Origin of the sequence: Pseudomonas simiae, assembly GCF_900111895.1 — a bacterium.
Taxonomy (GTDB): Bacteria; Pseudomonadota; Gammaproteobacteria; order Pseudomonadales; family Pseudomonadaceae; genus Aquipseudomonas; species Aquipseudomonas simiae.
Genome location: NZ_FOKB01000003.1, coordinates 227688 through 242333, shown reverse-complemented (window position 1 = coordinate 242333; position 14646 = coordinate 227688). Strand labels below are relative to the sequence as shown.

Annotated in this window: 13 protein-coding genes; 12 read left to right on the top strand and 1 reads right to left on the bottom strand. The window is 62.9% G+C overall.

The window, feature by feature from the left end; genetic code table 11:
- The first annotated feature begins 178 nt into the window (after window positions 1-178).
- A complete protein-coding gene (locus BMZ57_RS11085) occupies window positions 179-5983 on the top strand; it encodes an Hpt domain-containing protein (protein ID WP_069672931.1) in 5805 nt (1934 codons plus the stop codon).
- Complete coding sequence (locus tag BMZ57_RS11080; protein ID WP_069672930.1) at window positions 5976-6431, top strand: chemotaxis protein CheW; 456 nt, start codon at window positions 5976-5978, stop codon at window positions 6429-6431. Before BMZ57_RS11085 ends, BMZ57_RS11080 begins: the two co-directional genes overlap by 8 nt.
- A 118-nt stretch (window positions 6432-6549) precedes the next feature.
- On the opposite strand, the gene BMZ57_RS11075 is transcribed toward BMZ57_RS11080, so the two are convergent.
- Window positions 6550-6840: a HigA family addiction module antitoxin gene (locus BMZ57_RS11075; RefSeq protein WP_045791536.1), complete on the bottom strand. Its 291-nt coding sequence runs from the start codon at window positions 6838-6840 to the stop codon at window positions 6550-6552.
- Between the two features lie 415 nt (window positions 6841-7255).
- Between BMZ57_RS11075 and BMZ57_RS11070 the strand changes: the two genes are divergently transcribed.
- The 10 genes from BMZ57_RS11070 to mdcH all read left to right on the top strand — a co-directional run bounded on the left by BMZ57_RS11070 (window position 7256) and on the right by mdcH (window position 14630).
- The gene (locus BMZ57_RS11070; protein ID WP_045791537.1) at window positions 7256-7495 is read left to right on the top strand and encodes a DUF6124 family protein; all 240 of its coding nucleotides are present in this window, start codon (window positions 7256-7258) and stop codon (window positions 7493-7495) included.
- A gap of 61 nt (window positions 7496-7556) precedes the next feature.
- A complete protein-coding gene (locus BMZ57_RS11065) occupies window positions 7557-8186 on the top strand; it encodes a nucleotidyltransferase domain-containing protein (protein WP_045791538.1) in 630 nt (209 codons plus the stop codon).
- Window positions 8149-8583, top strand: coding sequence for a hypothetical protein (locus BMZ57_RS11060; RefSeq protein WP_045792402.1), 435 nt, complete (start codon window positions 8149-8151; stop codon window positions 8581-8583). Before BMZ57_RS11065 ends, BMZ57_RS11060 begins: the two co-directional genes overlap by 38 nt.
- A 164-nt stretch (window positions 8584-8747) precedes the next feature.
- Complete coding sequence (mdcA, locus tag BMZ57_RS11055; protein ID WP_021492675.1) at window positions 8748-10418, top strand: malonate decarboxylase subunit alpha; 1671 nt, start codon at window positions 8748-8750, stop codon at window positions 10416-10418.
- Window positions 10419-11252, top strand: a complete 834-nt coding sequence (locus BMZ57_RS11050; RefSeq protein ID WP_010207204.1) for a triphosphoribosyl-dephospho-CoA synthase — start codon at window positions 10419-10421, stop codon at window positions 11250-11252.
- Window positions 11252-11551 carry a malonate decarboxylase subunit delta gene (locus BMZ57_RS11045; RefSeq protein WP_010207202.1) on the top strand — a complete coding sequence of 100 codons (300 nt, stop codon included), beginning with the start codon at window positions 11252-11254 and terminating at the stop codon, window positions 11549-11551. The genes BMZ57_RS11050 and BMZ57_RS11045 overlap by 1 nt, the downstream gene beginning before the upstream one ends.
- Window positions 11544-12386 (top strand): biotin-independent malonate decarboxylase subunit beta, encoded by an 843-nt coding sequence (locus BMZ57_RS11040; RefSeq protein WP_010207201.1) that lies wholly within the window; start codon window positions 11544-11546, stop codon window positions 12384-12386. The genes BMZ57_RS11045 and BMZ57_RS11040 overlap by 8 nt, the downstream gene beginning before the upstream one ends.
- Window positions 12383-13153, top strand: a complete 771-nt coding sequence (gene mdcE / locus BMZ57_RS11035; RefSeq protein WP_010207200.1) for a biotin-independent malonate decarboxylase subunit gamma — start codon at window positions 12383-12385, stop codon at window positions 13151-13153. Before BMZ57_RS11040 ends, mdcE begins: the two co-directional genes overlap by 4 nt.
- Entirely contained in the window at window positions 13147-13734 is a 588-nt protein-coding gene (locus tag BMZ57_RS11030) for a malonate decarboxylase holo-ACP synthase (protein ID WP_042571427.1), read from the top strand. The genes mdcE and BMZ57_RS11030 overlap by 7 nt, the downstream gene beginning before the upstream one ends.
- On the top strand, window positions 13731-14630 hold the full coding sequence (mdcH, locus tag BMZ57_RS11025) for a malonate decarboxylase subunit epsilon (protein ID WP_069672929.1): 900 nt from the start codon (window positions 13731-13733) through the stop codon (window positions 14628-14630). Before BMZ57_RS11030 ends, mdcH begins: the two co-directional genes overlap by 4 nt.
- Window positions 14631-14646: the final 16 nt, after the last annotated feature.

Genomic DNA, 14646 nt, shown 5'->3' with positions numbered 1-14646 from the left:
ATCTGAAGAACACCACAGTCCAACTGTGGGAGCTGGCTTGCCTGCGATAGCGGTCTGTCAGATACAGATGTGTTGCTGACCCACCGCTATCGCAGGCAAGCCAGCTCCCACATTTGATCTCCACCAGTCGGGAGATCTTGGCAACACCAGCAACCCACGAATTCTAAGCGGAGCAGTTATGGTTGATCGGCACGACTACGTGGCCCTCGAATGGGTCAAGGGCGACATTGCCGAAACCCTGAAACAGGCCCGTTCGGCGCTGGACGCGTATGTCGAAACCAGCGACGGCGACGCCATCAGCGAGTGCCTGGCCGCTGTCCACCAAGTGCATGGCGCGTTGCAAATGGTCGAGTTCTACGGCGCAGCCTTGCTCGCCGAGGAAATCGAAGCGCTGGCCCTGGCCCTGCAAGCCGCAGGCGTGAGCCAGCGCGATGAAAGCATCCGCCTGCTGCAACAGGCCCTCAACCAGTTGCCGCTGTACCTGGACCGTGTGCACAGCGCCCGCCGCGACCTGCCGCTGGTGGTGTTGCCGCTGCTCAATGACCTGCGCAGCGCGCGCGGCGAAAGCCTGCTGTCGGAGACCAGCCTGTTCAGCCCGCAACTGCTGACGATAGCGCCGCTGCCCGACGAGGCCCTGGCCCAACGCGCGGTGCCCGACCTGAAAGAGCAACTGCGCCAGTGGCATCAACTGCTGCAACAGGCCCTTGCCGGGCTGCTGCGCGAAGATCATGGGCCCAGCAACCTGGAAGACATGGCGCGGGTGTTCGCGCGCCTTGAAACGCTGTGCCAAGGCGCGCCGCTGTTGCCGCTGTGGCAAGTCACCTCGGCCCTGGTCGAAGGCATGCTCACTGGCGTGATCGCCAACAGCCCGGCGCTGCGCAGCCTGCTCAAGGCCAGCGACAAACAACTCAAGCGCCTGCTGGCCCAGGGCATCGGCGGGATCAACCAGCCGGCACCGGATGAGCTGCTCAAGAGCCTGCTGTTCTATGTCGCCAAGGTCACCCGGCCGACGCCGCGCATGCAAAGCCTGAAAGAGCGCTACGGCCTGGATGAAGCCTTGCCCGACAGTGCGTTAGTCGACGCCGAACGCGCCCGCCTGGCCGGGCCGGACCGCAACGCCATGGGCTCGGTGCTGGGGGCCTTGTGTGAAGAGCTGGTGCGGGTCAAGGAACGCCTCGATTTGTTCGTACGCAGTGACCGCCAGCACACCAGCGACCTCGATGCGTTGCTCGCGCCGCTGCGGCAGATCGCCGATACCCTGGCGGTGCTGGGCTTCGGCCAGCCGCGTAAAGTCATCATCGACCAACTCGCCGTGGTGTTGAGCCTGGTTCAAGGCCAACGCGAACCCAACGACGCAGTGCTGATGGACGTCGCCGGCGCGTTGCTCTACGTCGAAGCCACACTGGCAGGCATGGTCGGTACCGTCGAGCCGGAAAGCCGCGAAGAAAACCGCCTGCCCACCACCGACCTGACCCAGATCCATCAGTTGGTGATCCGTGAATCCTGCCAGTGCCTCAAGCAAGCCAAGGAGCTGGTGATCGACTGCATTGAAGCCGACTGGGACCGCCAACGCCTTGAGTCCCTGCCGGAGCTGCTGAGCCAGGTGCGCGGCGCTTTGGCGATGATTCCGCTGCCCCGCGCGGCAAGCCTGATGCGCGGCTGCACGGATTATGTTGATGAACAGTTGATGGGTAACGACGCACCACCCTCCGAGGGGCAACTGGCGCATTTCGCCGATGTGATCAGCAGCCTGGAATACTACCTCGAACGGATGCTCCAAGACCCCGATGCCGCAGGGGAACGGGTGCTGGAGCTGGCCACGCACGGCCTGGCGGCGCTGGGTTACCTGCCTGCCGAGAAACCCTGGCGCCAAGCCCTGGTTGCACCGGACGGAGCACGTGCGGTGGAGGTTACGCCGAGCCAGTCGCAGTTCGACGCGCTGGCCAGTCCCACGTCGCGCCTTAACCCGCCCGCCCTCCAGCGCCCCGGCAGCCTGCTGCCGCCGCCGGCCGATGAAGAACCCATCGACGATGAACTGCGCGAGGTCTTCCTTGAAGAGACCGACGAAGTGCTTGAGGTGCTGCACCGCAATCTACCCAACAGCGCGGACAAAATCGCCCAGGGCGAAATGCGCCGTGCCTTCCACACGCTCAAGGGCAGCGGCCGCATGGTCCGCGCCCTGGTCTTGGCCGAGCTGGCCTGGGCGGTGGAGAACCTGCTGAACCGTGTGCTCGAGCGTAGCGTGACCCTTGGCCCCGACGTGCAGCAGGTACTGGATGAAGCGGTGGCCTTGCTGCCTGAGTTGATCGCTGACTTTGCCATCGACGACCAGCGCCAAAGGGATGAGGTCGACGCCCTGGCCGCCCGCGCCCACGCCTTGGCCAGCGGCATGCCGGTGCCGGCCGCCGAGCCTCATGACCCGATGCTGCTGGAGATCTTCCGCAACGAAGCCCAGAGCCATCTGGACAGCCTCAATCACTTCCTGCACCAGGCCGCCGAGCACGTGCCATTGCAAGTCAGCGATGAACTGCAACGCGCCCTGCATACCCTCAAGGGCAGCGCCTACATGGCGGGCGTGTTGCCGATCGCCGAGCTGGCCCGCCCGCTCGACCACCTGACCCGTGAATACAAGGCCCACCGCCTGCCGCTGGACCTGGACGAGGTGGAGTTGCTGTTGGAAGCCGAAGGTCTGTTTCAACGGGGTTTACGCGATCTGGACAGCGATCCCCTGGCGCCGATCAAAGGTGCAGAGGACTTGATCAACCGTACCCAAAGCCTACTGGATCATCAGCTTGAAGCGCTGCTCGACGTGCGCATCAAGCGCGACCCTCAGCTGATCGCCAACTTCCTCGCGCAGGGCATGGACATCCTGCTCGATGCCGAAAACCTGCTGCGTCGCTGGCAGCAACACCCCGGCGAGCGCCAGGAACTCACCGCGCTGCTGGACGAACTGACCACCTTGGGGGAGGGCGCACACGTCGCTGACCTGCACGCCATCGATGCACTCTGTGAAGCCTTGCTCGACCTGTATGGCGCTGTTGAGGAAAGCAGCCTGGCCGTCAGTGAGCGGTTTTTCCATGAGGCCGAACAGGCCCATGAAGCGCTGATCAGCATGCTCGACCAACTGGCCGCCGGCCAGGAAATCAGCCCGGCGCCAGCCCGCGTCGAAGCCCTGCGCGAGCTGCTGGATGAAGCCCTCGACCCGTCCGCCACCGGCCTGATCAAAAGCGACGGCAGCCGGGTGTTGAGTGTTTCCGAACTGGGCGCCGCCACACAGCAGTTGGGTCACGAAACGGAGAGGGACGACGAGATCGTCGAGATCTTCCTCGAAGAAGCCGTGGACATCCTCGACAGCGCCGGGCAGTCGCTCAAGCGCTGGTTGCTGGAGCCCGACAACGCCGCACCGCTGTCGTCGCTGCAACGCGACCTGCACACCCTCAAGGGCGGTGCGCGCATGGCTGAAATCGAGGCCATTGGCGATCTGGCCCATGAGTTGGAATGCCTGTACGAAGGGCTGGTGGACCGCCGCTACAGCTACACTGCCGAACTGTCCCACGTGCTGATGGCGAGCCATGAACGCCTCGCCTTGCAGCTTGAAGAACTGCACCATCACCAGCCGCTGAGCGACAGTGCCGAGCTGATCGCCAGGGTGCGGGCGTTGCGCCAGGGCAGCGCGCCAGCGGCACCGGCCGCCGCACCGCCAGCGTCCGGCGCCGACCCTGAGCTGCTGGATATCTTCCTCGAAGAAGCCGCCGACATCCTCGACAGTTCCAGTGCTGCGCTGTCGCGCTGGCAGGCAGAGCCGGGCAATCGCCAAGAAGTGGAAACCCTGCTGCGCGACCTGCATACCCTCAAGGGCGGCGCACGTATGGTCGAGATCGCGCCCATCGGCGACCTGGCCCATGAGCTGGAGTTTCTCTACGAAGGCCTGTCCGCTGGTTTGCTCGCGCCGTCCCCGGAGCTGTTCGCGTTGCTGCAAGGCTGCCACGACCGTTTGGCGCAGATGATCGACGCGGTGGCGGATGGTTTGCCGGTCGGTTCGGTGGACAAGCTCATCGAGCGCATCAAAACCCTGGTACATCCGAGCGACGAACCGGTGACGCCGGTGGCGCTGCCTGCAGGCAAGGCGGAGGCCGTCGTCGACCCGATGGCCGATATGGTGAAGATCTCTGCCGAGCTGCTCGACGACCTGGTCAACCTGGCCGGTGAAACCTCGATCTTCCGTGGCCGCATCGAACAACAAGTCAACGACGCACGCATCGCCCTCACCGAAGTGGAAACCACCATCGAGCGCATGCGCGACCAACTGCGACGCCTCGACACTGAAACCCAGGGCCGCATCCTCAGCCGCCAGCAAGCCGAAGCCGAGCGCCTGGGCTATGAAGACTTTGATCCGCTGGAAATGGACCGTCATTCGCAGTTGCAGCAACTGTCTCGCGCGCTGTCCGAGTCCGCCTCCGACCTGCTCGACCTCAAGGACACCCTTGAGCGCCGCAACGAGGACGCCCACGACCTGTTGCAGCAACAGGCGCGCATCAACACCGAGTTGCAGGAAGGCCTGATGCGCACGCGCATGGTGCCGTTCGAACGCATGTTGCCGCGCCTCAAGCGCATCGTGCGTCAGGTGGCGGAGGAGTTGGGCAAAGACGTGGAGTTTATCGTCGGCAACGCCGAGGGGGAGATGGACCGCAACGTGCTGGAGCGCATGGCCGCGCCGCTGGAACACATGCTGCGCAACGCCGTGGACCATGGCTTGGAATCCCGCGACGCAAGGCTGTTGGCTGGTAAGCCGGAAAAAGGTCGCATCACCCTGGACCTGACCCACGAAGGCGGCGACATCGTCTTCGACATGCGTGACGACGGCGCCGGCGTTCCGCTGGAGGCCGTGCGGCGCAAGGCGATCAAGCGTGGGTTGCTCGACCCGAATCAAGACATCAGCGACCGCGACGTGTTGCAGTTCATCCTGCAACCGGGGTTTTCCACGGCGGAAAAGATCACGCAGATTTCCGGTCGCGGCGTGGGCATGGACGTGGTGCATGAGGAAGTGCGTCAGTTGGGCGGCTCGATGGTCATCGATTCGACGCCGGGCGAAGGCGTGCACTTTCGCATTCGCTTGCCGTTCACCGTGTCGGTCAACCGCGCATTGATGGTGCAGTGTGCAGACGACCAATACGCGATTCCGCTCAACACCATCGAAGGCCTGGTGCGCGTGCTGCCCCATGAGCTGGCCGGGCACTATCAGCAAGACCCGCCGCGATATGAATACGCCGGGCAGCGCTACGAGCTGTTTTACTTGGGCGACCTGCTGCACACCGTCAGCCGCCCGAAACTGCTGGGCCACTATCAACCGGTCCCGGTGCTATTGGTGCAGTGCAACGAGCGGCGCGTGGCCATCCATGTGGACGCCATGGCCGGTACGCGGGAGATTGTGGTCAAAGGCCTGGGCCCGCAGTTTGCCGGTGTGCAGGGTTTGTCGGGTGCGACGATCCTGGGTGATGGCCGCGTGGTGCTGATTATCGACTTGCTGGCGCATATCCGTGCGCGGCAACCCGCGTTGCCGGCGCAAACGGCTGACCTGCCATTGATCCTCAACGACCCGCTGAAAAAGCGCCCGTTGCTGGTGCTGGTAGTGGATGATTCCGTCACCGTGCGCAAAGTCACCAGCCGTCTGCTGGAGCGCAACGGCATGAACGTCCTCACCGCCAAAGACGGCATCGACGCGCTCGCTGTGCTCGAAGAACACACCCCGGACCTGATGCTGCTCGACATCGAAATGCCACGCATGGACGGTTTTGAAGTCGCCACCCAAGTGCGCAACGACCCCCGGTTGATGCGCCTGCCGATCATCATGATCACCTCGCGCACCGGCCAGAAACACCGCGACCGCGCCATGGCCATCGGCGTCAACGACTACCTCGGCAAGCCGTACCAAGAGTCGGTGCTGCTCGAAAGCATCGCCTACTGGAGCAAGTCCCATGCTTGACCACCGCACCAGCCAACTCACCGGCCTGCTGCTGCCCCTGGCCGACCGCCACCTGGTGTTGCCTAACGTCGCCATTGCCGAATTGATCGACTTCCAGCGCGGCGAACCGGCCAGCGATGCCCCCCCGTGGTATTTGCGGCAAGTGACCTGGCGCGATCGGCAAATACCACTGATCAGCTTTGAAGCGGTGTGCGGCGAAGCGAGCGTAACCGGCGAACGCTCGCGGATCGTGGTGTTGAATGCGTTGGGTGGGCGGCCGACGTTGAAGTTTATTGCGCTGGTGATCCAGGGCATTCCACGCTCGTACAAGCTCGACAGTGAGTTGAGTTACGTGGACGTGCCGCTGTGCTCGCTGGAGTTGGCGGCGGTGCAGGTGGGGGAGCATGTGGCGAGGGTGCCGGATCTCATGGGGCTTGAGGCCCTGCTGGTCGAATCCGGTTTGGCATAGATCCCTGTAGGAGCCGGCTTGCCGGCGATGACGGTCTGCCAGCCCACTCATTAACAACTGACCCACCGCTATCGCTGGCAAGCCAGCTCCTACAGGGGATTGTGCGTGCCTTTAGGCCTCAATCAATCCGCGCAAACCGCTCAATCACTGGCTGCTCCCGATGCTCGGCCTGCCACAAGTCATAGGCGCTTTGCATCGACAGCCATAACTGCCCAGTGCTCACACCTGCCCGCTCAAGCCGCACCGCCAAGTCAGGACTGACAGGCGCACGCCCATGCAAAATTCTCGAAAACGTCTCACGGGCGAATCCCAGGCGCCGGGCCATTTCGGTGATGGTGATGTCCAGGGTAGGGATTACATCTTCAAGCAGGATTTCACCTGGGTGAGCCGGGTGGCTGGGCTCATCCACGTCACCTGTTCGTGGGGAGGTTTATGAATACCGCAGCTACCCGCTGGAAGGGTTGGGCGCTGTGACCATAGATATGAAGTTGTAGGCCGAATGGGCTCTCGGATTTTTCCTGCAAGATTTTGGGCTGTGCATGAACTTGTCGCGTGCCGTCAGCGCGCCTAGTCTTCGTTCTGTCATCGCAAAAAACGGTGACACGGACGTGCAAGTCCGACGAAACTGTTTAGGCGTACAAACGCCCAGCCATCCAACGGGCGTTTTTTGTGCTCGCTGCTTTATGGCGGCTGCGCGCAGGAGGTCTTCGGACCTGCTGGGTGTCCTAAACAGGCCCGGTCTTGCACACCTGCGCACGGTCGCCACCCTCATTCGCGTGCAAGCGAACGGTGGCGCTCCTTAGTCACTGTTTAGGAGCTTCATCATGGTCAAACCTACCCCCAATCCGCCGCTCTTCACCGTAAACCCGCACGAAAACACCGAAACCCTGCTGGTCAACGCCAGCGAAACCCTGTCTTCCCTCAACGCACTCACCTGCAACCTGGCCTTCGACCTGGACACCTCCCAGCGCGCAATCATGCTCGGCATCCAGCAAATGGCCGCGTTGGGGCAGCTATTAGTGGACCGTGCCCTGGAACAGATTTCCCCTTCTTCAGTCGCTTAAAACTTGATCGTTCCCAAAAAGGGACCTATCGTTCCCTTTTTGGGACTCTTTGGCCGCTGCCATGCACACCTTGCCGCTCAGCACTGCACTCTTCACCGTCACCCAACAAAAAGTACTGGGCTTGCTGTTCGGCAAACCCGACCAAAGCTTCTTCACCAATGAAATTGCGCGATGGGCCCAGGTGGGCAAGGGCAGCCTCACCCGCGAGCTTGAACGTCTGCAGTTGGCGGGCATCTTGAGCATGACGCGCCAAGGCAACCAGACCCATTATCAAGCCAACCCCCAATGCCCGATTTATTCGGAATTGTTGGCCATCGTGCGCAAGACCCTGAGTCTGGATGAACCATTGCGCACTGTACTGGCGCCGTTCGCCAAGCAGATAACCTGGGCGTTTATCTACGGCTCCATCGCCAAAGGCGAGGCGCACTCATCCAGTGACATAGATCTCATGTTGATCGGCGAAAGCCTCAACTACAGTGAAGTCATGGAGCGGCTCATGCCGCTGGAAGAGCAACTGGGCCGCACCCTCAACCCGACGCTTTACACCCCCGAAGACTGGATCGGCAAATGGAATGCCGGGAACAGTTTTGTGCAGCGGGTCGTGCAGCAGGACAAGATCAATCTTATGGGGAGCAACCCCCTGGAATCCACGGATGGACAACAAGGTAAATCTGGAGAACCTGCAACGTAGCGGCGGCTTGAAGGCTGAGCCGCCGGATCGCAAGGAGTGTGATGGGCTGATGCGTTCAGCCAGGGATCGGTTGAGGGATGCTGGCAATCCACAGTTATCATTCGCCAGTCGTTTCGACCTGGCTTACAACGCCGCCCATGCCATCGCTCTTACGGCCTTGCGCCTGCAAGGGTATCGCTCGGACAAACGCTATCTGGTCTTTCAATGCCTGGTTCATACCGCAGACGCCGGCAAGGTGCAGGTGAGGTTGTTGGCGTTGTGTCATGAACGTCGGAACCTGGCGGAATATGAAGGGTACATGGATGAAGATGAGGCGCTGCTGGGCCAGTTAATGGAAAGTGCTAAGACATTAATGAGCAATATGGAAGCATTGCTTGCTGGTCATAGGTGGGAATGAATCACCGGTCAACTGTAGGAGTTGGCGAGCCAGCCCCTACAGGAGGCTGCATGTTTGTTGGTGCTCTGTTACTCCAACCGTAACGATCCGCCGCTGAGCTTGATTGATGCCCCCCAGATTCACTCCTAAGGTACAGCCCACGACAGCAAACCCGTGGAGCGACCATGACAACAACAATAACCCCCGACTCGCGCTGGACGCGGCGGCGCGACGAGAAGCAGCGGCGGCTCGCGCTGGTCAAGCAGTATGCAGACGGGGCGGTGTTGCCCAGTGACAAGATCGTCGAGGCGCTTGAGGCGCTGATCCTCCCCGGCGACCGTGTTGTACTGGAAGGCAACAACCAGAAACAGGCCGACTTCCTCTCGCGCTCCCTCGCAAAAGCCGACCCCGCCAAGCTCCACGATTTGCACATGATCATGCCCAGTGTCGGCCGTTCCGAGCACCTGGACCTGTTTGAAAAAGGCATCGCGCGCAAGCTGGATTTCTCCTTCGCCGGCACCCAATCCCTGCGCATCAGCCAGTTGCTGGAGGACGGCCTGCTGGAAATCGGCGCGATTCATACCTATATCGAACTCTATGCACGGCTGGTGGTGGACCTGATCCCCAACGTCGTGCTTTCCGCCGGTTTCATGGCTGACCGCGCCGGCAATATCTACACCGGCGCCAGCACCGAAGACACCCCGGCGCTGATCGAACCCGCCGCGTTCAGCGATGGCATCGTCATCGTGCAGGTCAATCAACTGGTGGATGACGTCACCGATCTGCCCCGTGTGGATATTCCGGCGAGCTGGGTGGATTTTGTGGTGGTGGCTGACAAGCCGTTCTACATCGAGCCGCTGTTCACTCGCGACCCGCGCCATATCAAGCCGGTGCACGTGTTGATGGCGATGATGGCGATCCGTGGCATTTACGAAAAACACAATGTGCAGTCGCTCAACCATGGCATTGGCTTCAATACCGCCGCCATCGAGTTAATCCTGCCCACCTACGGCGAATCCCTGGGTCTCAAGGGCAAGATCTGCCGCAACTGGACCCTCAACCCGCACCCCACGCTGATCCCCGCGATTGAAAGCGGTTGGGTGGAAAGTGTGCACTGCTTCGGCACCGAACTGGGCATGGAGAACTACATTGCCGCCCGGCCGGATGTGTTCTTCACGGGCCGTGATGGCTCGATGCGCTCCAACCGGATGTTCTGCCAACTCGCCGGCCAATATGCGGTGGACCTGTTTATCGGCGCCACCCTGCAGGTCGATGGCGACGGCCATTCCTCCACCGTGACCCGTGGCCGCCTTGCCGGGTTTGGCGGCGCACCCAACATGGGCCACGACCCGCGCGGCCGTCGCCATGGCACGCCCGCCTGGCTGGACATGCGCCACGACGATGCCCCGGAAGCCCTGCTGGAACGCGGCAAGAAACTCGTGGTGCAAATGGTCGAGACCTTCCAGGAAGGCGGCAAACCCACTTTCGTCGACACCCTCGACGCCGTGGAAGTTGCCCGCAAAAGCGGCATGCCCTTGGCGCCGATCATGATCTACGGCGATGACGTTACCCACCTGCTTACCGAAGAGGGCATCGCCTACCTGTATAAGGCGCGTTCCCTCGAAGAGCGCCAGGCGATGATCGCCGCTGTCGCAGGTGTCACGGCCATCGGCATGCGCCACAACCCCAAGGACACCGCGCGCATGCGCCGCGAAGGCCTGATCGCCTTGCCCGAAGACTTGGGTATCCGCCGTACCGACGCCACCCGCGAGCTGTTGGCCGCCAAAAGTGTGGCCGACCTGGTGGACTGGTCCGGTGGTTTGTACAACCCGCCCGCCAAATTCAGGAGCTGGTAAATGCGCGCACTCAAACTGCATGAACTGACCCTTGCTGAACGCCTGGCGGACATGGCCGTCGATGCGCTGATCGATGAAGCTGACTTGTCGCCCAAACCCGCTCTGGTGGACCGTCGTGGAAACGGCGCCCACCACGATCTGCATCTGGGCCTGATGCACGCCTCGGCGCTGTCGCTGTGGCCGATGTTCAAGGAGATGGCTGAAGCGGCGATTGAATGGGGTGAAGTTGGCGTGCCCTTGCGCGAAGCTCTCGGTCGTATCGGCCGTGAAGGTGAGCAAGCAATGCTCGTCACCACCAACGGCGTGAATACCCATCGCGGCGCGATCTGGGCCCTGGGCTTGCTGACCGCAGCGGCGGCGCTGGAACCCCGCGCCGTCACCCTGAACGCAGCCAGATTAGCCCTGCTCAACGACCGCTACGCCCCACAACCCATGAGCCACGGTGCCCAGGTCGCGCAACGCTACGGCGCTCGCGGTGCCCGTGAAGAAGCCCAGCTCGGCTTCCCCTCGGTTGTGCAACGCGGCTTGCCGCAACTGTATAAAAGCCGCCAGCAAAATGCAGGCGAACAGAACGCACGCCTGGATGCCCTGCTGGCGATCATGACCGAGCTGGCCGACACCTGCGTGCTCTACCGCGCCGGTCCCGAAGGGATCAGCACCATGCAACGCGGTGCGCGCGCCGTGCTGGACGCGGGGGGCAGCGCCACTCTGGCCGGTCGTCGTCAATTACATGAACTCGATCAACACCTGCTGGCCCTGAATGCCTCCCCCGGCGGCGCCGCCGACCTGCTGGCCGCCTGCCTGTTTATCGACCGCCTCGACGGAGCGTTGTGATGGAAACCTTATCCTTTGAATTCCCCGCCGGGCAGCCGCCAACAGGCCGAGCGCTGGTAGGTTGCGTTGGCTCGGGCGACCTGGAGGTGCTGCTGGAACCGGGTACCCCGGGCAGGCTGACCATCCAGGTGCAGACCTCGGTGAATGGCGCCGAACAACGCTGGCAGCATCTGTTCGAACGCATCTTCCAGGAACAGACGCCACCGGCCTTGAAGATTGATATCCACGATTTCGGTGCCACCCCCGGCGTGGTGCGTTTGCGCCTGGAGCAGGGTTTCGAGGAGATCGGCCATGACTGACTTACTCGCCAAACACAGCTTCGTTGAGTTGGGCGCTCGGCAGCGGGCCAAGGCTCTGCTGGACGCCGGCTCCTACCGCGAATTGATCGACCCGTTCCAGCGCGTCATGTCACCGTGGCTCGGCCGCCAAGGCGTGGTGCCCCAGGCCGATGACGGCGTGGTGATCGCCAAGGGCAGCGTCGATGGCAAGCCTGTCGTCATTGCTGCCATCGAAGGCAACTTCCAGGGCGGTAGCCTCGGTGAAGTGGGTGGCGCGAAAATCGCCGGCGCCTTGGAGCTGGCAGCCGAAGACAATCGCAAGGGCATTCCCACTCGCGCCGTGTTGCTGCTGGAAACCGGTGGTGTGCGCCTGCAGGAAGCCAACCTCGGCCTGGCAGCCATCGCGGATATCCATGCGGCGATTGTCGACCTGCGCCAGTACCAGCCAGTGATCGGCGTGGTGGCCGGCAGTGTCGGCTGCTTCGGCGGCATGTCCATCGCGGCCGGGTTGTGCAGTTACCTTGTCGTCACCCGCGAAGCCCGCCTGGGCTTGAATGGCCCGCAAGTGATCGAACAGGAAGCGGGGCTTGACGAGTACGACTCCCGCGACCGGCCTTTCATCTGGAGCCTCACCGGCGGCGAGCAACGTTTCAACAGCGGCTTGGCCGACCGATATGTGGCTGATGATGTGGTCGAGCTTCAACAGACCGTCAGCGCATTGCTGCAACAAGGCCTGCCCACCCAGCAACGCAGCCGCCAGGCCGAGTATTACCTGGCACGCCTGGCCGAACTGGACGCCACGGCGCAGATCGACCCGGTGACGGTGCGCGAGTTGTATCAAGGAGAACGCTCATGAGAGGTTTGCAGTGGTTCAACGCATTGAGCGTCGGAGCGACAGCCGTTGAAGGTTTGCCAAATTCGCTGAAAGTCGCCGATGGTGTACTGGGCGAACAGCCCGTGCGCTATATCGCCGTGGTTACCGACGCGCAAAACCACTTTCCCCGCGCACGCAAGGGTGAGGTCGGTCTGCTGGAAGGCTGGGGTCTGGCGAAGGCCGTCGATGAAGCCATCGCCCGTGGCGACAAGCGCCCCATCATCGCCATCGTCGATGTACCGAGCCAAGCCTACGGGCGTCGCGAAGAAGCCCTCGGCATCCACCAGGCCCTGGCGGCCGCCGCCGACAGCTACGCCCGTGCTCGCCTCGCCGGGCACCCGGTGATCGCGCTGCTGGTGGGCAAGGCCATGTCCGGCGCGTTTCTCGCCCATGGGTATCAAGCCAACCGCCTGATCGCCCTGCGTGATCCCGGTGTGATGGTGCACGCGATGGGCAAGGCCTCGGCCGCGCGCGTGACGCTGCGCAGCGTCGAAGAGTTGGAAGCCCTGGCCGCCAGCGTGCCGCCCATGGCCTATGACATCGACAGTTATGCCAGCCTGGGTTTGCTGTGGGAAACCTTGTCGGTCAGCCACATTGAGCAGCCCACGCCGGAGGATGTGGCGCAGGTCAGCGATTGCCTGGTGAGTGCGATCAAGGATATTGCCAGCACCGACTTGAGCGGGCGCCTCGGCGCGACCAACCGCGCCGCCTCCAGCCACGTGCGCCAACTGCTGCGGGAGCAATGGTGAACGCTCACGACCTGCTCTGGGGCATGACCCCGGCGCACCTGCCCGCTGACGCTGCGGCGTGGGCGGTGGAGGCGGTTGGCACGGTGGTGGTGCGTCGCGCAATTGTCGCGCCGGGCCTGGTCGCGGTGGGCGTGCGCGGGCGTCTGCGTGAGCAGCGTTTTGCCGCTGAACTGCCGATTGCTGCTGTGCAGCGGCGAGTCGTGCCGGAAGCGCTGCGTGACGTTGTCTCGACACGCGACTTACCGGCTTTGCAGGCACTCGAACAGCTGCGACCGGTGCTGGCACCCTTGAATTGGGGCATCACCGGCAGCGCAGGTTTTGAGCTGGCAACGGGCATTGAAGCAATGCATGCCCAGAGCGATCTGGACTTGATTCTGCGCACGCCCGCGCCGCTGGATCGCAACGATGCGCGCGACCTGCTGGCAACGTTGGACAAGGCCGCGTGTACCGTGGACCTGCAACTGCAAACACCGTTCGGTGCTGTCGCCTTGCGCGAATGGGCGAGTCCATCGCGGCGGGTGCTATTGAAAACCGCCGGCGGTGCGCACCTCGTCATCGATCCCTGGCAGGCCGTGGCATGAGCAGCCTTCTGGTCTTTCCCGGCCAGGGCGCCCAGCGCCCCGGCATGCTCCAGGCGTTGCCGGCCGATGTATTGGAACAGGCCAGCGATGCCTTGGGTGAAGACGTTCGCGCATTGGATTCGGCGCAAGCCCTGGCGAACACCCGCGCGGTGCAGCTTTGCCTACTGATTGTCGGCGTAGCCCACGCCCGCCAGCTGCAACGCACGCCGGATTACGTCGCGGGACTGTCCATCGGGGCTTACCCTGCGGCGGTGATCGCGGGTGCGCTGGACTTTGCCGATGCGATCAGGCTCGTCAGCCTGCGCGGCGAGCTGATGCAGAACGCTTATCCACAGGGCTACGGCATGACGGCGATCATCGGCCCCGAGTTATCCACTGTCGAACACCTGCTGGCCGATATCCACAGCCCCGACAGCCCGGTGTACCTGGCCAATATCAACGCCGACAACCAGACCGTTATCGCCGGCAGCAACGCGGCGATGAAGCGTGTCGCCGACCGCATCAAAGGCAACGGCGTCGCCAAGCGCCTGGCCGTCAGCGTGCCGTCCCATTGCGCGCTGCTGGAGCAACCGGCCCAGGCGCTGGCGCAAGCCTTTGTGCCGCTCAAGGCGCCGCGTATCACCTACCTGAGCAGCACTCGCTCGCGGCCTATCCACAACCCCGAGCAATTGCGCGACGACCTGGCCTTCAACATGTGCCGCATCGTCGACTGGCGCGGCACCGTACAAAGCGCCTACGAGCGCGGCGTGCGCCTGCAAATCGAATTGCCACCGGGCGCCGTGCTCACTGGCCTGTCACGCCGGGTGTTTGAACAGGGCACGGTGATCGCCTGCGAAGGTGCGCGCCTGGATACCTTGCAGGCCTTGCTGGAAGAGGAGGGGCTACGCCACCGATAAAGCACTACCCAAGGCT